Source organism: Microcoleus sp. A2-C3 (genome assembly GCF_036706065.1).
GTDB lineage: Bacteria > Cyanobacteriota > Cyanobacteriia > Cyanobacteriales > Microcoleaceae > Microcoleus.
On the sequence record NZ_JAUBVX010000026.1, the window covers coordinates 56,832 to 76,408 of the forward strand.

The window sequence follows — 19,577 nt, forward strand, 5'->3', positions numbered from 1 at the left end:
TTTTCGGACTCCTTGCGACGCTACTCAAAAACGACTAGATAAACTTAAAGTCAGAGGCAGTAATGACGGTGCTCAGAGCTCCCGGCACTGTAGGAATAGAATTCAACACTGCCAAATCGAAAGCTGGGAGACTGTCGTCTGCCACATTCGGGTCAAAGCCGAGAACATACTGGTTAAAAGTATTGTTCAGATACACGAAGAAAGCTCCTGTTTTGCTCGAACCGTTTTGATTCTTCAACACTGCATTGACTGCTTGAGCGTTGTCAAATTTAGATTCAAACAAAATCACTTCTTGCTTGCTGATGTTGTCGCCACCGCTGCCGATATTCCTGACGATAAAACTGGTGAAATCGTTAGTAGTTCCCGAGTTGGTTAAACCTCCAAAATTTGATGACCTGAACAAGAATCTGTCGGTGCCGGTACCATTGGCGTTAAAGTCAGCAATGATATCCACACCTTCACTCGGAGTTTCGTAGTAGAAGAAATCATTACCAGCATCGCCTGTCAGCAAGTCAGAACCGTTCCCGCCGCCCAAAATGTCATTGCCCGCACCGCCGGAAAGCGAGTCATTGTCATCGCCACCCAATACCAAGTCGTTGCCGAAGGCGCCGCTGAGACAGTCGCTGCCGGCGCCGCCGTCTACAGTATCGTCTCCCGCTTCGCCGAACAGAGAGTCGCTGCCACCCTCACCTAATATGTAGTCGTTGCCGGTACCTCCGAGTGCTGTGTCGCTGCCTTCTCCCCCTAAAATCGTGTCTTCGCTGTCGCCGCCGGAGATGAAATCGTTATTGATACCGCCGTCGAGCAAGTCTCTGCCGATGCTGCCGTCGAGGATGTCGTCGCCTGCACCGCCCTCGATCGAGTCGTCGCCAATTCCACCCAATAAGGTATCGCTGCCAATACCTCCAAGTATCGAGTCGTCGCCCGCTTCTCCCAAGATCGAGTCATTGCCTGCACCGCCGTCAATGGTGTCGTTGTTGTCACCGCCCAAGATGATGTCATTGTCATTGCCGCCGAACATCAAATCGTTGCCCAGTCCGCCGATTAGCAAATCTATGCCGTCTTCGCCGTCGATCGTGTCGTTGCCCAGTCCGCCGTCGAGGTTGTCGTTGCCGATCGAACCCAGCAGCGAGTCGTTACCGGCTTCACCGAATAGGAAGTCGTCGCCACCCCTGCCGTCGAGGATGTCGTCCCCCGCACCGCCTGAGATGGTATCGTTGCCGGCCCCGCCAATGATGTAGTCGCTGAGGTTGCTGCCTGCAAAGGTGCTTGCCGGGAGTGCGGTGCGATCGACAATATTATCTACCACCGTAATACTGAAGGATGCCGGCCCGATCTTGGAAGACCCATCGGAGGCTGTAAACGTAAAACTATCGCTGCCACCAGCAGCCAGCAAGTTGTATTTGACAATATTGTTGTTGATATCGTCTTGGGTAAATTTGTCGCCGACAGTGAGAAAAGTGGCGCCCCTTTGCACAAAACCTCTAGTAGCATCGGGAGCTTTGGTAATCGTGTAAACAATTTCCAAAGGCGAGTTGTCAGGATCTGTCACCAACAAATCGGCAGCGGTTATTGTCTGGGTAGGAGCAGCTTTGGCAACCACCACACCCTCGTTAATTACTAGCTGGGGCGGGTTGCTGACGTTGATAGTTACTAGGCCTTGAGCAGTGCCGCCGTTGCCGTCTGAGATGGAGTAGCTGAAGCTGTCAGCACCCGAAAAGCCTGGATTCGGGGTGTATTTGAATAAGCCACCGCCCAATGGAGTCAAGCTCCCCTTGGCTACTGGAGTAAAAGTCGTGACAGTCAGAGGGTTCTTGTCCCCATCGGTGTCGTTGAACAGAACGTTGAGACTTAGTTCTTGACCCGAAACCGTGGTGAAGTTGTCGTTAACTGCTATTGGAAGCTGATTGGGAGTGGCGATTGGAATCGGACTCGGACTAGGCGTCGGACTTCCTGTCGGAGTCGGACTTCCTGTCGGAGTCGGACTTGCCGTCGGCGTCGGGAACATCGGCTTCGGACTCGGTGTTGGAGTGTCTGTGGGAGTCGGAGTGTCTGTAGGAGTCGGTGTGGGAGTCGGACTTAGTGTCGGTGTCGGTGTGGGAGTCGGAGTCGGCGTCGGGCTCGGACTCGGCGTGGGCAGGGGCAGCGGGGTAGCGCTGCCAGGAACTGTGGGGGCAATTACAAAGGAGTTGCGTCCCAGGGTTCTGCTGTCAACTCCGGGCAATACTGCTAAAAAGTCGCCGCTGACTCCGTTGCGAATAATTGTGCTGCCGGCTTTGTTGTCGGTGCTTTGGAAGATTACCAAATCTTCAAACTTGAGGTCGCCGCTGAGTCCGATCGAATCTTCGCCTTGGCGAAAGTCTGTAAAAATGTCAGCATCGGCGATATCCGGGCCGCCTGTGGTCACAAATGCCGGGTTAGTGCCGTTGCTGCTGCCGCTGGGGGAACTGAAGCCACCGATGACAAAGACATCTCTGCCTTCGCCTCCGGCCACAATGTCTTTGCCTTCGTCGCCCCACAGCACGTCGTTGCCAGCACCGCCGTCGATGATGTCATCTCCAGCACCTCCAAACACAATGTCGTCACCGTCGCCAGCAAAAATTGTGTCCGCGCCGGCATCTCCGTAGAGCCAGTCGCCTCCTTCGTTGCCAAATAGCAAGTCTTCGCCGTCGCCACCGAAGAGCGAGTCGTTACCTTGGTCGCCCCACACGATGTCGTCGCCTTTGTCGCCCAAAAAGCTATCGTCGCCCGACCCGCCGCGCAAGCTGTCCCCGCCTTTGCCGCCGTAGGCCGTGTCTTTGCCTTCGCCTCCGATTACCGTGTCGTTGCCGTCATTGCCATACAGGAGGTCGGGGTTATTTCCCCCATCGAGGGAGTCGTTGCCTTTACCTCCGTACATGGTATCGAGTCCTGAACCGCCGTCGAGTACGTCGTTGCCGGGCCCGCCGAACAGCACGTCGTCATCCTCGTTGCCAAATACTAAATCGTCGCCGGAGTTGCCTAGCACGGTATCGTTGCCTTGCAGCCCGGAAATCACGTCGGGGCCGGGACTGCCTCCTAAGGAGTCGTTGGCTTCTGTGCCCCGGATCACGCCTCCGATCATTGAGGGTGTGGTACCGCCTCCGCCCAAGGTGTCGTCTATGCCGCCAAATGTGTCGTCCCCAGAGGGAGGGGGAGTCGGTGCCGGTGTCGGTGCCGGTGTCGGTGTCGGTGTCGGTGTCGGCGTTGGCTCTGGAGTTGGCGTTGGTGCTGGTTCTGGAGTTGGAGTTGGCTCAATTATGATACGTGGTACTGCACTGGGCATTATTTTGGCTCCTTTAAACGACGGTTCCGATTAACTTTAAGAACTGATTAATCTCAGTTTTTTGCCTCAAATCTGACTTATTATTGATTAATAATCTCGCTCATTTCTAGCATAATAAATCAAAATTGCCAGGGCTATAGATTTTTTTGAACTCAGGAATTTTTTGTGCTAAAAATAGTAATGTTTGCAAGTTTTGATGTGGGTTTTGGGTAAACTATAATATCGCCGGATTTGGCTGGAACCTAAAAGTCTGAATTGAAGTCAGCCTCAATGAGCTATCCAAGGGTTGAAAAAATGAAAATCTTTGCATTCATAATTTTCTTGCCTCCTGCCAAATTCCTTAGCCTGACTGCTGACAAGAAACAGAGCTGTTAATTAGAGGCAGAAGTGGCCCTGTTTGCTCTTGTCCGTTGACGGCTAGTTCGCTGTGACAAAGGTAAAGCATGGAACAGCGACTTAACAAATCTACCAGAATTCGCCGCAGTCGCTGTTGGTCGGCGACGGTTTCGTCTTCGGTTTCCCAGGGACGCCCCAGTTGCGATCGCACAAATAAGGGAGCACCAAACAATGTCGCCGCACCGCCACTCAGCCACAGCGGCGAGCCGGCATCCAGCCAAAAGTGCCATTTGTGGGCGCGGCGGCTGCTGCGGTACTGGAAAATGTTGGCGAGGGTGACGGCTTGGGCTTCTGGGCCTTCTGAACGGACTGGAAACGGGTTGGCCGTGACGGTTCCTTGGCGCAACAACTGGATGAACCGGGCGATCGTTTCTGAGTCGCCCCCGTTTGTTGGTTCTAAACGCTGCATTCGCCCGTGTATTTCCCAGTAGTGGGCGGCGGTTTCCATTAACTCTCGCAGGGCTGCTAGCCGATCGAACGGCAGGTATCTGTCGTTGACCAGAAATTTCTGGATCGCTCGATCGAGTAGGGCAATTGGACTAGGCAACAGCCGCTCCTGTTGTTGCGATCGCTGTTGTTCAATCCACTCGACAATTTGCTCGTAGGCCCCAGCGGCTCGATGTCCCAGTCTGTCCCACCGAGGAAAGGCTGTAATTGCCAGCAATTGAGGTCGATCGAGATCTGGACAAAAACAGTGATCCGCAATTAAACCTGCTCTCACCGGGTCGATCGATTTGAGATTTGGGATTTGGGATTTTAAATTAAACGTGGGGTTGGAATCTTCCGTATCAGGCAATTCCCGGTGTTTCTGGCTGCCTAAAATTACTAGCATTTCGGCTACTGCGTCTCGATCGACTAAACGGCCTAGTCCAGGATAAACTAACGCTAGCAGAGTCAGCAAAGCTCGAATCTCTGGCGTAGTCGATAGGGGACGCTGATCGTTGAGCGATTCGGCGGCGATACCATCTCGCGCCAGAATTTCGGTTAAAGTGTAACGGGCGATCGCATCCATCCCAGGGGCAACTACGGCGATTTCCTGCGCTTCCACGGCTTTTGACTTCACCGCATCCACAATAATTTCGGCGGTTTCTCGTAGTAATTGAGCGCGGGAAGTTGTTTCGAGCGATCGAACTGATCCGGGCAAACTCAAGCCTAAAGGATAAAAACCATCAGAATTCACTGCCAAATTTACCGCCAAATCTCCAATCTCTGAGGCTAAACCGGCTTTTGCGTTCAAAGTTTCCACCACCAAACAGCGGCTTTCCAGTTGGGCGAGGTATTCCGTGTCAGCGCCCAAACCTAAACGCACTCCTCCATCCCGATTGTAGGAAAAAGCCCCCACTGCACCAGAATCGAGCATTCGATCGAACAAATGGCGACTGATAGCCGGATAATCGTCAACATCATCTGCGATCACAGCTTGATATCGAGAGGCTAATTGCTGCTGGTAAGTGGCATTTGGCAACAAATCCCGCCAGTAGAGTTCGCAAATAATTCCGTAAGTCAGCAGCCCGCGCATCAAGCACCATTCCCGCCACCTTTCGAGCAAATCTCCCATGCTAGTCCATAGGCTATTCGAGCCACCATCCCCTGCAAATCCCTGTTCGAGAATGCTCTTAATCTCTTCTCTCGGCGTACCGCTGACAGCAGCAAGTTGTAATAAGTCTAGAGTTCGACGCACCATTCGGTTTGGACTTACCCCTGTTTGTTGCAAAATCCCTTCGTCTAATTCGCGACGCCAGAGTCTGGCGGCAAGTTCCAATTCTGTTTCAGGTTGGAGACGCAGCGGAAATTGAGCCCTCAAATTCAGTGACTGAACTAGCAGCGGCCAAAATAGCAATACTTCCTGCTCAAAAAAGCCGAAGGGTGTTGTGGAGTGAAAGGCATATTTTCCTTGGGTGGCTACGGCGATGCGATCGGCCAATTCCAGTCGGTTGTCCCCGTTAGCTGCTAAGACTAAAATTGCTGGGGCTGTTTGTCCCGCCCGCCGCCGCCCGGAACGCCATTGGTCTGAAACTGTTGCGGGCAAAGGCTTGACGGTTTTGCTCCACAGGCAGAACTGCTCGACTAAGCGAGCGGTTTTGCCACTGCGGGCGGCTCCGACAATCCAAATTGAATTTTCTGCCGGTGTTCCCAATTCATGTAAATTTGTTACCATACCGTGAATACTTTAATCACTAATGTCTGCTGCCAACTAACGAGCTTTAGCTATGAATACTTCTTTGTGGAACAGGTTTGTAAAATATCTGTACAGCGCCAACCAATGGTATCGAGAAACGCCTGAAAGGGCTCTAGAACAGGCTTATGATGCTGCGCTAGCAATTAAGGCGATCGAAGATGAGCATTTTGGTGGCCAAGGCATCTCCGAGCGATCGGGCGATTACGGACAAAGCACCCTGTCTTACTTTAAATCCGAACTGCAAAAATACCTCAAGGTCATCGAAACTAGGATGGTTGAGTTTAATGCTAGCCGTTCTTTTTTGGAATTGCCCGATCGCGTGGGAGCCAAACCGCAGGCGGGACACAGCGCGGATTATCACCCGCACAGATTAGGTTTAGACATTAAAGATCAATCGTCCCTGGTATTGGAGAAGCTAGAGTTTATTGATGGAATCATCGACAAATATATTAATAATAGTAGATCGACTGCGATCGTTCCGGTTGTCAGTTCGGTAAATATGCAGGTTAAATCTACAAGCAGTTCTCAACCTCGCACAAATAAGGGTTCAGCTAATTCTGATCAAACTACTGGCGAGGTTGACACTAGCTTTGAAGAGGTAAATTTATTACCCCGATCGCTTTTGGGAACTTTGAATCGAATTACTAAAGAATTAGACCCGGAAGCAGAAAAAGACGTAGTTAAAAACTTCCGAAATTCCAAAGTAAAAACAGTCATTTCTCTGAGATTTATTTTACTTTTGATTTTAGTTCCGCTGTTAACAAATCAAATCACCAAAAACTTTGTAGTCGGCCCCGTAGTTGACCATTTCAGAGTCAAGCAAAATGCTCCATTATTCATAAATATCGATCTGGAAGAAGAAGCATTAGAAAAACTAGAGCAATTTGAGCAACACCTCAAATTTAAAACGTTGATTGGCATGGCACCCTCACTTTCTCCAGAAGAAACGGAAAAGAAGATTGCTGAGAAAGCAATTGAGCTTGCGGAGGAATATCGGACTGAAAGTGGTGGGGCTATTAAAAATATCTTTGCCGATTTGATTTCCTTAATGGCTTTTGCCGCCATTATCATCACCAACAAGAGAGAGATTGAGATTTTAAAGTCTTTTATGGACGACGTGGTTTACGGACTTAGCGACAGTGCTAAGGCTTTCATAATTATTTTGTTTACCGATGTGTTTGTCGGATTCCACTCACCGCACGGTTGGGAAATAATTCTCGAAGGTTTATCGAGGCATTTGGGACTACCAGAAAATAGGCAGTTTATATTTCTGTTCATCGCGACGTTTCCAGTTATCTTGGATACAGTATTTAAGTATTGGATATTTCGCTATTTAAACCGGAGTTCGCCTTCTGCGGTTGCAACTTACAAGAATATGAACGAGTAATCTGCTCATATAGCAGTTGACAGTTGACAGCTTGTCCTGAGCCAGTCGAAGGGTTGCATAACGGGAATCAAACCATTGATGCTTGACGGATATCGGCTCTATTCATGAAGTTATTTATGTCCTGACCGATGTGGCGGTTGTTAGATCTAATTCTGTCAAATAACGGTTATTAAGTTTGTAGTGACGACGAAAATAAAAAAATATGAGGACGAAAGTCCTCACTACAAACCTATTAGGGTTATTTGACAGAATTAGATATGGCTCGAATTGCCAATTAGCTAATTCCAACGCTTCTTGCGCTGTCGCTGGTTGGCTACTGACTCCACCAGTCCCAGTGCGAGAAAGTTACTCAGCAGCGACGCATTTCCGTAACTCAGGAAAGGTAGCGGAATTCCTGTCACTGGGGCTAAGCCGATGTTCATCCCAATATTGACGAATACTTGAAAAATTAACATTGACAGTACGCCGATCGCCAGCAATGAACCAAAATTGTCGTTTGCGGTTTGTGCGATCATCACCAAGCGGAAACAAATTATCCAAAACACCACCAGCACCGAAATGCAGCCAATAAAGCCCAATTCTTCGCCGATCGCTGAAAAGATAAAGTCCGTATGCTGTTCGGGAATAAAGTTAAGCTGAGTTTGGGTTCCGTGATTCAATCCCCGGCCGTGGAGTTCTCCGGCCCCGATCGCAATCCGAGATTGAATCAAGTGATATCCGCTGCCTAAAGGGTCTTTCTCAGGGTTTAAAAAGCCCGTCAGGCGCATTTTTTGATAATCCTTCAACACGCCCCAAAAAAGGTGTCCGACGTGTCCCGACACCACATTCACCAGCACAGCAGCGAAAGTCCCCAACCAGGGCCAAGGTAGGCTTCGCCAAGCGATAATCCCCGCAACAACTACCCAAGCGATCCAAATCGGTGTAGACAAGTTGTTTAGGAGAACCGAGATTAGAGGAGAGAACAGCAATATCAGCCAGCCGGGATTGACATTACCCCAGTAAAACATCCCCATTGTGATCGCGCCAAACACTAGCGAAGTACCTAAATTTGGTTCGGCAAAGATCAATCCCCAGGGTACGGCCATAATCGCCAGCATCCTCAACATATCCCGCACCGTGGGGACAGTCTTGTCGTGGAGGAGAGCTGCTAAGGTGATAATCATCCCTACTTTGGCAAATTCTGATGGTTGCAGATAGAAGCCACCAATATTGATCCATCGCTGGGCGCCGAGCCCTGTAGTACCGATAAACCGCACTGCAATCAGCGACAAATTAATTAATATGTAAATCGGCCATTTCCACTGGAGCAGTATTTCGTAGCGACAGCGGGAAATGATGATGGCGAATAACAAACCGACTCCGCCAGTTACCCAGTGCCGCCACCAGTCGATCAGCCCTTGGTTGATTTCGACGCTGCGAATCATGATTCCGCCGAAGATGGTGAGGCCGATGCAAGCGGCAAACAGCCAAGGGTCTGCTTCTTCCCAGGGTTTGAAGATAGATGTCCAGCGGTTTTTGACTTGTATTCTTTGGAACATGAGGATTTTAGATTTTAGATTTTAGATTTTAGATTATCGAGCCGATTTTCGGAAGTTGTGGATATATTTCGGATTCTGAGCCTGCACCTTACTGTGGAAGAGTTGGTGTCAGTATGTCATTTTATTCTGCCATTGGTACGGAGGTTCCGGGCCGTCTGCCACGGGATCGCAGTGCGTGCAGGTATCATTAGCTTACGCACTCCTGCACCAAGAAACCGGGTTTTTCAGTCTGATTTAGGGTTGACATCTGGTGTATTGGGGGCGAAAAGCCGCTTCCTGTCCGCAATTTATACCATTTTGACAAAAGATTGCTAAATAATAGTTGTGTTTGTTTATCAAACCATTGTGATTGGGTGCGTCGCTGTTAAATTGTCGATAGGTAGCTAGGGCTGGTTAGTGGCGACACACCCTACAACTACTGCTGCATTAATGAGTACACACATTGGCTGGATTGAATATTTTTAAAATACCTCGCACGATCGACAAAATTTGATACTCCTGGACGTACAGGTAGTCAAAAATCCTTAGTTAAGGTCACAAATTCTGCTCAAAAACCCAGTTTTTCTGACTTTAATGCGTCCAGGACTCGATTAATCAACCTCAAGCGGGTTCGTAAAGGTATTCAAAACCGTTACCGTCGGGGTCTCTGCCGTAAAAAGACGCTGTACCGTCGCGGTGTTCGTGAATTTGGGTGACGGAAACACCTTCGGATTTAAGCTGTTGGTAGGCGGATTCCATTTCGGTGCGATCGTCAAATACGAACCCAAAATGCGGCCCTGCTTGGTCATAACTCGGACTCAACAGCGCCAATCCGTCCTCTCCTGCTTTCAAATAAGCCCAGTCTGGATCTTTCCAGACTAACTCCATACCCAAATTTCGGTAGAATTCAGCAGATTTTTCTATGTCTTGCACGCAGACGGCTACGTGTCCCAATCGTTTTAGTTTCATGTCTAAATTTTTTATGGTTGTACTTGAGTTTATTGTATCTTTTTTTTGATTTTTTTCTCGATTAATTAGGTATTTTTTCGGGATTTTTTGTGCGAGCTAACTGTACCTTTTCTACTTGCTTGCTGTTTATTGGGCTGAATAGTTGAATGGTGCGATCGAAATTTTCTTGGGTTGGGTTCGGTGTTACCAAGTTATTGTTCTGTCTGGGCTAGTTGATAGCAAGCTTCGGCTCGGTCTAATTTGTCGTTGGCTCGATCGAGTATTTCTAGTGCTGCATGGTGCTGTACGGCTCGGTCTAATTCTCTCCGTTCTCGGTACACTTCTGGCTGTAGATGTGAGTGCTTTGGCTTTGATGCTCCGGGCTACCTCTGCTTGATGCCAGTTTCTCCCAAAAATGCTCCAGACTACCCCTGCTCCAAACCCATACAGAATAAGTCATTTTTCAATTTTTTAATCTCAAATCTCAAACTTATACGCTCGCGAAGCCGAAGTATCTCAAATAATTTCATGCCATCCGTCGCAATTTGTGGTAATCTTTCTGCAATCCACTTTAATGCTCGATCGAGCCTTGTCCAGCTATGCGAATAGGTAAAAATTTACAAAAGTTTCTGCTGTTCACAATAGCATTAGTCTTTGCAGCATCGCTGCTGATTAAAGTTACTAAATTTAACAATTATTTCGGTTTCAACCGCGCCGATACGGACATAAAAGTTATTGCCCTTACCTACGATGACGGCCCTTTTCCTCCCTATACAAATCAGCTTTTAGATATTTTCGATCGCTATCAAATTAAAGCAACTTTTTTTGAAGTCGGTCGCAATATTGAGAAACATCCAGAAATCGTGCCAATGATTGTGGCGAGGGGAAATGAGTTGGGAAATCATTCCTACTCTCACAAAGATATGATGTTTAAACCACAGCAGCATTTGCTTTCTGAGATTGAAAAAACTGACAAACTTTTGCAGAAAAATGGGGTGAAGCAGGACAGTATTAATTTTCGGCCGCCTTGGGGACGGAGATTTATAGGTTTGTCTTATATGGTTTCCCAAATGCACAAAAAATTGATTATGTGGGATGTGGATTCTCAAGATTATGAGAAAACACACTCGGTACAGGATATCGCAAATCAGGTGATTAACAATGTACGATCGGGTTCGATTGTGGTGATGCACGACGGTGGGGGCGATCGCTCAAAAACTGTTGCAGCAACGGAGATAATTGTCAAGACTTTGCAGTCAAAAGGTTACGAATTTAAAACTGTTTCTGAGTTGTTGAAAAATCAATAAAGTTCTGAGGACTCACATCCTGTTCAGTAAAATACGCTCTATAGTTTGTAGTGAGGAATGCGAGTCCGCTCTTGTTTTTGTAGCTGATACTATAGATATCTTGCAAAAGTCCTTTTAATCAAATTTTGGAACTGGCTCTCCGGCCCGTTTTTACCTATTTTTGCAATAAATTTTATGTTCCACTAATAACCGCTAAAAAAGGTTCGTAGTGAGGAATGCGAGTCCGCTGAAAAAGAAGGATTTCAGTCCTCACTACGAACCTTTTTTTATGACTAAAGTCCTGACTGTGAACCTTTTTTTGTAAACGGTTTTTTTAGAGATAGTTTGCCACGTAGTTAGCAATTTTATGGCTGCCACCTGCTGGGCCCATTCTTTCTAAACCATTTTTAATGCAATTTGCTAAATATTTATCATCTTGCAAAGTGCGATCGACGGCTTTAGCAGCTTCTTTGAGAATATCAGGATTTGCTGGTTCTGTGCCAATCACCTGCACGGAATCGCCTAACAGCCGATTTTGAGCCTCCGCAAACCGATAGGTAAATGACGGGCCGTTACCGGGTATTGTAATTACAGGTTTTCCTAAGCCTACAGCTTGTTCGATCGCACTTCCTGTCATCCCAATTACTAAATTAGACTGCTGCAAAATGTCGGCGAAAGCATCAGAGTAGCAAATTACTTCAACTGTTGCTGCTTTTTCGCTACCCTGCTGTTTGATTTCTTGATAAATTAACTTGCCTTCTCGGTGCAACCATCCCGATTTTGCCGCAATATCATCTAATTCCAGCATCAAACTCGGAACTAAAGCAGCCCGAAACTGCACTGGTAAAGTAGAGTTGGCAGCAATTTCTTTGACCAGTTTTAGCAGCAAAATGAGGTTGTCGTTGGCTTCCGGGAGGCGTGAACCGGGTAGAAGCGCGATCGTCCGAACTCCAGCCTTTAACTCTAAATTTTTGCCCGTAGCATTGAGGTTGTCCATGACAGGATTGCCGACAAATATGGCTTTCTCGAAACCCTGTTGGTTTAAGTCCGCAGCAGTCAAAGCGTCTCTAGTGAAAATAGCTAGACATTGCTCGGAGGAAAGCAAATAATTCAATAGGAAACCTAAATCGGCTAGCCCTTCGTAATAAGTAGAATGAGCTGACATAAAAATTATATAGGGCCGGCCTGTGGCATGGGCGAACCCCGCCGCGATAATATCCCCAGTTGTTACCACCAAATCGCAGTGCTGCGAATGCGTCAAAGCAGCCCGCAATTGCTGGAAAGTTAAACGAACTAGGCCCGCCCTCACATCTTTGAGGAAAAACAGGGGATTCATGTAAAAAACTCCCCCAGATGGCATGGGACTGGTGGGCCCGATAATTGGTATGGTCGATCGACTGTAAGCAGCGCCGTCACCTACAATCGGCATAGCTGAAACATCAATATCTGGCGCCGATGCTCTCAAAGCATGGACAATTTGACAGTTAATCGCGTCTTCTCCGTGGCCGTTGCTGAGGAAAAGTATCTCTTTGGATTTCATAAAATCAGAATTAGTGCCGAACTTTTTTTAACACACTCGCGCGATCGCTACCCTCAAGCAGGCTACGATTTTGTTAATCTAATTGAAATACATTGTGGAAGTGAAACAGCGTGAATATTGAAATTGGGCGGGGCAAAAGCGCCCGCAGAGCTTACGGCATAGATGAAATCGCGCTCGTACCGGGACTGCGTACCCTAGATCCGAGTTTGGCAGATACCAAGTGGCAGATTGGTGGGATCGATCGAGAAATTCCGATCATCGCCAGCGCTATGGATGGAGTCGTCGATGTGCGGATGGCCATTTTGCTGTCGGAATTGGGAGCAATGGGCGTGCTCAACTTAGAAGGAGTTCAAACCCGCTATGCCGACCCCAAACCCATTTTAGAGCGCATCGCTTCTGTTGGGAACCACGAATTTGTGTCCCTGATGCAGCAACTCTATGCCGAACCGATCAAGCCAGAATTAATCGAGCTGAGAATTAAAGAAATTAAAGCCGGAGGAGGGATTGCCGCTGTCAGCGGTACACCAGCCGGCGCGAGTAAATACGGATTAACAGTTGCTAAATCGGGAGCCGATATATTTTTTGTACAAGCAACTGTAGTCTCGACAGCTTTTCTTTCCCCTGAATCCATCACGTCTTTAGACTTGACCCAATTCTGTCGAGAGATGCCAATACCAGTAATTTTGGGCAACTGCGTCACCTACGAAGTCGCCATGAATTTAATGAAAACTGGCGCCGCAGGCATTCTCGTGGGCATCGGGCCAGGGGCTGCTTGCACGTCTAGGGGCGTATTGGGTGTCGGCGTTCCCCAAGCGACAGCGGTAGCAGACTGCGCCGCCGCGCGGGACGACTATTATCGCGAAACTGGCAAATATGTGTCGGTGATTGCTGACGGCGGTTTAATTACCGGCGGCGATATCTGCAAGTGTATTGCCTGCGGTGCCGATGGAGTGATGATTGGTTCACCGTTTGCTAGGGCTGCTGAAGCTCCAGGCCGGGGCTTCCACTGGGGGATGGCGACTCCGAGCCCGGTTTTGCCACGAGGCACTCGGATTCGTGTGGGGACTACTGGTACTGTGGAGCAAATTTTGCGGGGGCCGGCTCTTCTAGATGACGGCACGCACAACTTGCTTGGAGCTCTCAAAACTAGCATGGGCACTCTGGGCGCTAAGGATATTAAGGAGATGCAGCAAGTGGAAGTGGTGATTGCTCCTTCTCTGTTGACTGAGGGTAAAGTCTATCAAAAAGCTCAGCAGTTAGGCATGGGCAAGTAGATTTATCGATCGAATACCAGGATACCTTGACAAAATTTGTGCGATCGTCTCGAAATTTACAGAATTTTGTGGAATTATCGAGAAGGAGATGTCAGAATAGAAGAAGCGGAGACACAAGTTTCCGTTCACTCCTCACACCACACTCCGCCCGGACTACTGTTCGGGCGGTTCCTTTTTTACCGGAAATTTTAGCTCTTGCTTACTAGGTACAGGGCTGAGGCTGTTTGATCCGGAGAGTGGCAGAGGGGAGAATTTTTATGCTGCCGAATGCCTTCTTCCCTGTTTTTACCCGAAAAAGTTGGTTTAAAGCCGGAACCCCTAAAGGCGAGAAATTAAAATCAGACTATTCATTACTCCAATCCTCGGACTTCTTTTGTCAAGTGCTGTCAACCCAACGACTGCGCGAGCGAACAAGCTGTCAACTGTCAACTGAACCGCTGAAGCCGTTATAGCCATCTTCCCTCTTCCTTCTTCCCTCTTCCTTCTTCCTTCGGAACCCTTCAGAAGCCTGCTCTGAAAATCGTTGACGCAAATGGTTACACTTTTTGCTAAACTTGTTAACCAAGAAATAGTATTTACAAGGATGGCTAGGGATGTCAGCAGCCGCGCAAGTAACCGACTCTACCTTTAAGCAGGAAGTGCTCGATAGCGAAGTTCCAGTTCTAGTGGATTTTTGGGCTCCCTGGTGTGGGCCCTGTCGGATGGTGGCGCCCGTCGTAGAGGAAATCGCCCAGCAATATGAAGGGCAGGTGAAGGTAGTAAAAGTTAATACCGACGAAAATCCTAACGTCGCCAGCCAATACGGTATCCGCAGCATTCCGACGCTGATGATATTTAAGGGAGGTCAGCGGGTTGATATGGTGGTTGGAGCAGTTCCGAAAACTACTCTGGCCAACACTCTGGAAAAGTACATTTAACTGAACTGCGAGCAGTTTCGCGCTGTTTTTTTTGGCAGCGAAAGCTAACTTCCTTCAAAACTGGGGCAAAGCTACTAGAAAAGTTATTAGCTGCTAGCAGCGCAATTTGCTGGTGGCTATTGGCTGATAAATGTGGCTTGCCCCCTTAATTTTGATGATCCGACAAATTGTTACCGTTACGGAAAAATTCATGCTTCCTTCTGGTCAAGGTTTTGAGTCCCTCCAAGCTGATGCGATCGACTTAATCGATCGCCTGCCAATGTTAAAGCACTCTGAGTGGATCGAACGATCGCTCTCGACTTTAGTGCAAATGGCAGGAGAGGAACTCGATCGCCTTGACTGGAAAATTATCTCGTCGTCTCTGCGAGATATGGAAAAGGCTTTTCAGATGTTTTATCCTTACCGCCACGTTCGCAAAATTGTAATTTTTGGTTCGGCGAGAGTGTCGCCGACATCAGCGGAATATTTGATGGCCCGAGACTTTGGGCGGGCGATTACCCAGCAGGGATTTATGGTGATTACTGGCGGCGGGGGCGGAATCATGCAAGCGGGGAACGAGGGGGCGACTGCTGAACGTTCTTTTGGGCTGAACATTCAGTTACCTTTCGAGCAGGGTTCTAATCCTTTCATTGCGGGCGATCGCAAATTGCTCAATTTTAAATATTTTTTCACTCGCAAGTTATTTTTTCTCCGGGAAAGCGATGCTTTGGCTCTGTTTCCGGGCGGTTTCGGCACTCTGGATGAGGCTTTTGAGTGTCTGACTTTGATTCAAACTGGCAAGTTCGGGCCTGCTCCTGTGGTATTGATCGATCGACCGGGAGGCGATTATTGGCACGATTGGAATACTTTTGTGCAAAAACAATTGCGGGGCCGGGGTTTGATTTCTGCTGACGATCGCAGTCTATACACGATTACAGACGATGTAAATGTCGCTTGTGAGGCGATCGCGAGTTTTTATCTGGTTTATCACTCCTGTCGCTACGTGGATGGAAAACTGGTACTTCGATTGAAGTCTCAACTTTCTGATGAGAATGTCGATCGGCTAAATGCTGATTTTAGCGATATTGTTGTCACCGGAAAAATCGCAAAAAGTCCAGCTTTGCCTCCAGAAATAGGAGATCCAACTTTCGAGCTGCCGCGCCTGACTTTACATTTCAACCAACGGAATTTTGGGCGGCTTTATCAGCTAATTGCTGCTATTAATCAGATGGGTTCAGCTTCGCCAACGGCGGCGCATCCAGAACAAAAGTAGCCAGTTGTCAGTTGTCAGTTGTCAGTTGATAGTTGATAGTTGATATGGGTGAGATTGGAAAGAAGTTTGACAACCTGTCTTTTGACAAAAGCGATCGACTGAGATAAATTTTTGTATAAAGTCAAGAAAAAAGCGGGCAATAGCCAAAGCAAATATTGTTAATATCTCGATCGCCTTATTTGGAAAAAAACCAGCAAAATGCTAGACCTGCTGCTAATTAGCACTTTGGGATTTCTCGGCAGTTTCGGGCACTGCGCGGGAATGTGCGGCCCGCTGACAGTAGCCTTTTCTCTCTCCAATTCCCGCAACGAAAAATTAGCTACTTTCCGCTTTCATTTACTGCTGAATTTAGGGAGAATTGCTGCTTACGCTGTGGTTGGTGCCGCCATTGGCGGACTGGGCTCGGTGTTAATTGCTGGCGGACAAATGGCTGGTACCGGTAGCGGATTGCGGCGGGCGATCGCACTTCTGACAGGTACAATGCTGGTTTGGTTCGGAGTAGTCCAAATCAAACCGGGCTTACTACCGCGATTACCACTGTTGCACCCAATGTCGCACGATCGAGTCGCACAAGCAATGAACAAACTTTCGGCGCACCAAAACTGGTGGGTACCAGCAGCTTTGGGTTTGCTTTGGGGTTTAATTCCCTGCGGTTTTCTGTACGCCGCCCAGATTAAAGCCGCAGAAACGGGAAATCCGATTTTAGGTGCCGCGACGATGTTGGCTTTTGGACTGGGAACCCTACCAACCATGCTGGGAGTGGGTTTTTTTGCCGGCAGATTGAGCGCTGACAGGCAAAGTCAACTGTTTCGGATGGGCGGGTGGGTGACAATTGCGATCGGGATTCTTACCTTGCTGCGAACCGATGAAATGGTCGATTTTACAGGCCACGCAGCGCTGCTGTGCTTGATTTTAGCACTGTTGGCGCGTCCGGTTAGCAAGTTTTTTCCACAACTGCTGCGTTACCGGCGCGCTTTGGGTTTAGGTGCGATCGCGATCGGCCTTGCCCATACCTTTCATATGTTGGATCATACGCTGAAGTGGAATTTTGACGCTGTATCTTTCATGGTGCCCCAGCATCAGTTCGGAATGGTAGCTGGGATGCTGTCGCTGCTGTTGATGGTACCTGCAGCGGTAACAAGTTGCGATCGCCTTCAACATTATTTAGGCAAACTGTGGCGGCGAATTCACCTGTTAACCGTTCCCGCTTTTTTGCTGTCCGCCATCCACGCAGCCCTCATCGGTTCCCACTATCTCGGCGGCTTTGAATGGAAATTGCACAATCAACTGCTGACCGCCGTTTTAACCGTAGTTGCGGTATTAGTGATGTTTGTGCGATCGCGCTTATTTTGGTCAATTTTATCACTGGAGAAGTTCTATGTTTCGCCGGTCAAACAAAAGTAAAACTTTAGGATTATTAGTTTTTTGTGGATTGTTAGTCCAAGCCACAATTCCCACAGCGCCACAATTTAACTCAATCGCAGTTTTCGCCCACGAAGTCGAAGTTTCCGGCGATGTTGCTGCTACCTTTCACCTCGAACCAAACCACAATCCCCGCGCCGGAGAAACCGCGAGAGTTTGGTTTGCCCTGACTCGCGGGGGCGGTGAAATTATTCCCCTAGAGCAGTGTAACTGCAAATTAGCGGTTTATCCAAAACAGCACAAAGAGGGGGATAAGCCCCTGATGCAACCGCCTCTCAAAGCCATATCTGCGGAGAAATATCAAGGCATTCCAGGCGCTGACATCGTATTTCCCAAAGCTGGTATTTACGAACTTGAATTGAGAGGAACAGCCAAAAACAAAGCTAATTTTAAACCATTTGAATTTAATTATACTGTCACAGTTCGCTAAGATCATCTTTCCATCACCGAACATAAATCTTGTAGGGGCGGATTCACCGACAATAAATGCCTAAAACAGACAAACTCCTAAACCCGCCCCACCCAACTCTCTTTCTCTGCGCTCTCTGCGCTCTCTGCGGTTAAATCATTCCGATCAAATCTGTATAAAACCTTAAAAATTGCCAACTCTACCAAATGTCACAAATTTTTACACTACATTATAACCAGTGTCAATTCTGGAAATTGTTCAAACTAACCACTATTGAACTGACTAAAGGATATAACAATGGATATCTTATCTAACACCGTTGCCTTATCGCGGATGCAATTTGCGCTAACGGCAATATTCCATATGCTGTGGCCAGTTCTGACTACAGGAATGGGGATTTATCTGGTAATTGTAGAAGGAATGTGGCTGAAAACTCGCAATCCTGACTACTACCATCACGCTCGTTTTTGGTCTAAACTCTACGTCCTCAACTTTGGTATTGGAGTAGCTTCAGGAATTCCGATGGAATTTCAATTTGGCACGAATTGGGCACCATTTTCGGAAGCTGTTGGTGACTTTTTTGGCAGTATTTTGGGATTTGAAGCTTCAATGGCATTTATGCTAGAAGCCGGCTTTTTAGGAATTATGCTATTCGGTTGGGATCGCGTTCACCCGATCGTCCATTATTTCGCTACAATCATGGTAGCCTTCGGCGCAAACCTTTCCACAGTCTGGATTTTAGTCGCTAACTCTTGGCTGCAAACTCCGGCGGGCGGAGAAATGGTCAATGGCAAATTTATTGTCAGCGATTACTTTCAAGCAATTATGAACCCCTTCGCATTAAACAGCATTCTCCATATGTTTTTTGCGACGTTAGAAACTTCGCTGTTTGTAATTGGTGGCATTAGCGCTTGGTACATTCTCAACAAGCGCAACCAAGCGTTTTTTTCCAAATCATTAAAAATTGCGATCGCCACAGCAATCGCCGTTGCACCTTTGCAGATATTCATCGGACATTTAAGCGCCGAACAAGTTTATCGCTATCAACCCACTAAATTAGCTGCGATTGAAGCTAAGTGGGAAACCTCCCCAGCCGGAGAGTCAGCCGATTGGACTTTAATGGCTTTACCTAACGAAAAAGCTCAAAAAAATGACTGGGAAATTAAAATTCCCAATGGCTTAGGGTACGTTCTGGAATTCAAAGAAAAACTATCCGAACCAGTTCTCGGATTAAAAGAATGGAAGCCCGAAGATAGACCCCGGATGGTGGGTTTAATCTACTATTCTTTCCGCATCATGTCCGGGATTGGATTCTTTTTTCTAGGATTGATGTTATTCAGTATAATTCAGTGGATGCGAGGCAAACTTGCTGATGAAAATATCAGTAGTCAAACTTGGCTTATGCGCGCTTGGGTATTAGCTGCGCCGCTGGGATATATTGCTGTAGAATCGGGTTGGATAGTGCGCTGTGTCGGCAGACAACCGTGGGTTTTATACGGGCAAATTCGCACTGCTGATGGTGTATCGGCCATCCCCGCTAGCAATGTTTTAACTTCCCTCATCTGCTTTGCCGTTATCTACAGCTTTTTGTTTATTTGTGCGATGTATTTCGGCAGCAGAATTATCCGCAAAGGGCCGAATTTAACTCTGCCTGTGCCGGGATTAGAGAATGAACCTGCCATCGAAACTCAACCCGCAGAACACATTCCCAATCAACGTCCAGCAGAAGCACAACAATAGGAGATT

At 47.8% G+C, this 19,577-nt stretch carries 14 protein-coding genes; 8 read left to right on the top strand and 6 right to left on the bottom strand.

Annotation, left to right across the window (positions count from 1 at the left end; translation table 11 throughout):
- Positions 1 to 34: 34 nt before the first annotated feature.
- Positions 35 to 3,304 (bottom strand): Ig-like domain-containing protein, encoded by a 3,270-nt coding sequence (locus QUB66_RS15920; protein WP_332966195.1) that lies wholly within the window; start codon positions 3,302 to 3,304, stop codon positions 35 to 37.
- A 340-nt stretch (positions 3,305 to 3,644) separates the two neighbouring features.
- Positions 3,645 to 5,858 carry a recombinase family protein gene (locus tag QUB66_RS15925; protein WP_265239810.1) on the bottom strand — a complete coding sequence of 738 codons (2,214 nt, stop codon included), beginning with the start codon at positions 5,856 to 5,858 and terminating at the stop codon, positions 3,645 to 3,647.
- Positions 5,859 to 5,910: 52 nt separating this feature from the next.
- Between QUB66_RS15925 and QUB66_RS15930 the strand changes: the two genes are divergently transcribed.
- On the top strand, positions 5,911 to 7,266 hold the full coding sequence (locus tag QUB66_RS15930) for a proton extrusion protein PcxA (protein WP_332966193.1): 1,356 nt from the start codon (positions 5,911 to 5,913) through the stop codon (positions 7,264 to 7,266).
- Between the two features lie 278 nt (positions 7,267 to 7,544).
- On the opposite strand, the gene rodA is transcribed toward QUB66_RS15930, so the two are convergent.
- The 3 genes from rodA to QUB66_RS15945 form a co-directional block, all read right to left on the bottom strand.
- Entirely contained in the window at positions 7,545 to 8,804 is a 1,260-nt protein-coding gene (gene rodA, locus QUB66_RS15935; RefSeq protein ID WP_265239808.1) for a rod shape-determining protein RodA, read from the bottom strand.
- Positions 8,805 to 9,404: 600 nt separating this feature from the next.
- Positions 9,405 to 9,752 carry a VOC family protein gene (locus QUB66_RS15940; RefSeq protein WP_265239807.1) on the bottom strand — a complete coding sequence of 116 codons (348 nt, stop codon included), beginning with the start codon at positions 9,750 to 9,752 and terminating at the stop codon, positions 9,405 to 9,407.
- Positions 9,753 to 9,943: 191 nt separating this feature from the next.
- Positions 9,944 to 10,072: a hypothetical protein gene (locus tag QUB66_RS15945; RefSeq protein WP_265239806.1), complete on the bottom strand. Its 129-nt coding sequence runs from the start codon at positions 10,070 to 10,072 to the stop codon at positions 9,944 to 9,946.
- Positions 10,073 to 10,330: 258 nt separating this feature from the next.
- Here QUB66_RS15945 and QUB66_RS15950 point away from each other — a divergent pair, with 258 nt between their 5' ends.
- Positions 10,331 to 11,038: a polysaccharide deacetylase family protein gene (locus QUB66_RS15950; protein WP_332966187.1), complete on the top strand. Its 708-nt coding sequence runs from the start codon at positions 10,331 to 10,333 to the stop codon at positions 11,036 to 11,038.
- A 313-nt stretch (positions 11,039 to 11,351) separates the two neighbouring features.
- On the opposite strand, the gene QUB66_RS15955 is transcribed toward QUB66_RS15950, so the two are convergent.
- Entirely contained in the window at positions 11,352 to 12,557 is a 1,206-nt protein-coding gene (locus QUB66_RS15955; protein ID WP_332966186.1) for a lipid-A-disaccharide synthase-related protein, read from the bottom strand.
- A gap of 110 nt (positions 12,558 to 12,667) precedes the next feature.
- On the opposite strand from QUB66_RS15955, the gene QUB66_RS15960 reads away from it, so the two are divergent.
- The 6 genes from QUB66_RS15960 (at position 12,668) to QUB66_RS15985 (ending at position 19,571) form a co-directional block, all read left to right on the top strand.
- The gene (locus tag QUB66_RS15960; protein ID WP_265239803.1) at positions 12,668 to 13,831 is read left to right on the top strand and encodes a GuaB3 family IMP dehydrogenase-related protein; all 1,164 of its coding nucleotides are present in this window, start codon (positions 12,668 to 12,670) and stop codon (positions 13,829 to 13,831) included.
- Positions 13,832 to 14,424: 593 nt separating this feature from the next.
- Positions 14,425 to 14,748: a thioredoxin gene (trxA, locus tag QUB66_RS15965; protein WP_265239802.1), complete on the top strand. Its 324-nt coding sequence runs from the start codon at positions 14,425 to 14,427 to the stop codon at positions 14,746 to 14,748.
- Positions 14,749 to 14,938: 190 nt separating this feature from the next.
- A complete protein-coding gene (locus QUB66_RS15970; RefSeq protein WP_332966216.1) occupies positions 14,939 to 16,000 on the top strand; it encodes an LOG family protein in 1,062 nt (353 codons plus the stop codon).
- Between the two features lie 198 nt (positions 16,001 to 16,198).
- On the top strand, positions 16,199 to 17,404 hold the full coding sequence (locus QUB66_RS15975) for an urease accessory protein UreH domain-containing protein (protein ID WP_332966184.1): 1,206 nt from the start codon (positions 16,199 to 16,201) through the stop codon (positions 17,402 to 17,404).
- Positions 17,379 to 17,852 carry a hypothetical protein gene (locus QUB66_RS15980; RefSeq protein ID WP_332966183.1) on the top strand — a complete coding sequence of 158 codons (474 nt, stop codon included), beginning with the start codon at positions 17,379 to 17,381 and terminating at the stop codon, positions 17,850 to 17,852. The genes QUB66_RS15975 and QUB66_RS15980 overlap by 26 nt, the downstream gene beginning before the upstream one ends.
- Positions 17,853 to 18,128: 276 nt before the next feature.
- The gene (locus tag QUB66_RS15985; RefSeq protein ID WP_332966181.1) at positions 18,129 to 19,571 is read left to right on the top strand and encodes a cytochrome ubiquinol oxidase subunit I; all 1,443 of its coding nucleotides are present in this window, start codon (positions 18,129 to 18,131) and stop codon (positions 19,569 to 19,571) included.
- The last annotated feature ends 6 nt before the right edge of the window (positions 19,572 to 19,577 follow it).

Excerpts from the sequence above, each read along its gene's own strand:
- QUB66_RS15920 (WP_332966195.1), bottom strand. The coding sequence starts at position 3,304 with ATGCCCAGTGCAGTACCACGTATCATAATTGAGCCAACTCCAACTCCA.
- QUB66_RS15925 (WP_265239810.1), bottom strand. The coding sequence starts at position 5,858 with ATGGTAACAAATTTACATGAATTGGGAACACCGGCAGAAAATTCAATT.
- QUB66_RS15930 (WP_332966193.1), top strand. The coding sequence starts at position 5,911 with ATGAATACTTCTTTGTGGAACAGGTTTGTAAAATATCTGTACAGCGCC.
- rodA (WP_265239808.1), bottom strand. The coding sequence starts at position 8,804 with ATGTTCCAAAGAATACAAGTCAAAAACCGCTGGACATCTATCTTCAAA.
- QUB66_RS15940 (WP_265239807.1), bottom strand. The coding sequence starts at position 9,752 with ATGAAACTAAAACGATTGGGACACGTAGCCGTCTGCGTGCAAGACATA.
- QUB66_RS15950 (WP_332966187.1), top strand. The coding sequence starts at position 10,331 with ATGCGAATAGGTAAAAATTTACAAAAGTTTCTGCTGTTCACAATAGCA.
- QUB66_RS15955 (WP_332966186.1), bottom strand. The coding sequence starts at position 12,557 with ATGAAATCCAAAGAGATACTTTTCCTCAGCAACGGCCACGGAGAAGAC.
- trxA (WP_265239802.1), top strand. The coding sequence starts at position 14,425 with ATGTCAGCAGCCGCGCAAGTAACCGACTCTACCTTTAAGCAGGAAGTG.
- QUB66_RS15970 (WP_332966216.1), top strand. The coding sequence starts at position 14,939 with ATGCTTCCTTCTGGTCAAGGTTTTGAGTCCCTCCAAGCTGATGCGATC.
- QUB66_RS15975 (WP_332966184.1), top strand. The coding sequence starts at position 16,199 with ATGCTAGACCTGCTGCTAATTAGCACTTTGGGATTTCTCGGCAGTTTC.
- QUB66_RS15980 (WP_332966183.1), top strand. The coding sequence starts at position 17,379 with ATGTTTCGCCGGTCAAACAAAAGTAAAACTTTAGGATTATTAGTTTTT.
- QUB66_RS15985 (WP_332966181.1), top strand. The coding sequence starts at position 18,129 with ATGGATATCTTATCTAACACCGTTGCCTTATCGCGGATGCAATTTGCG.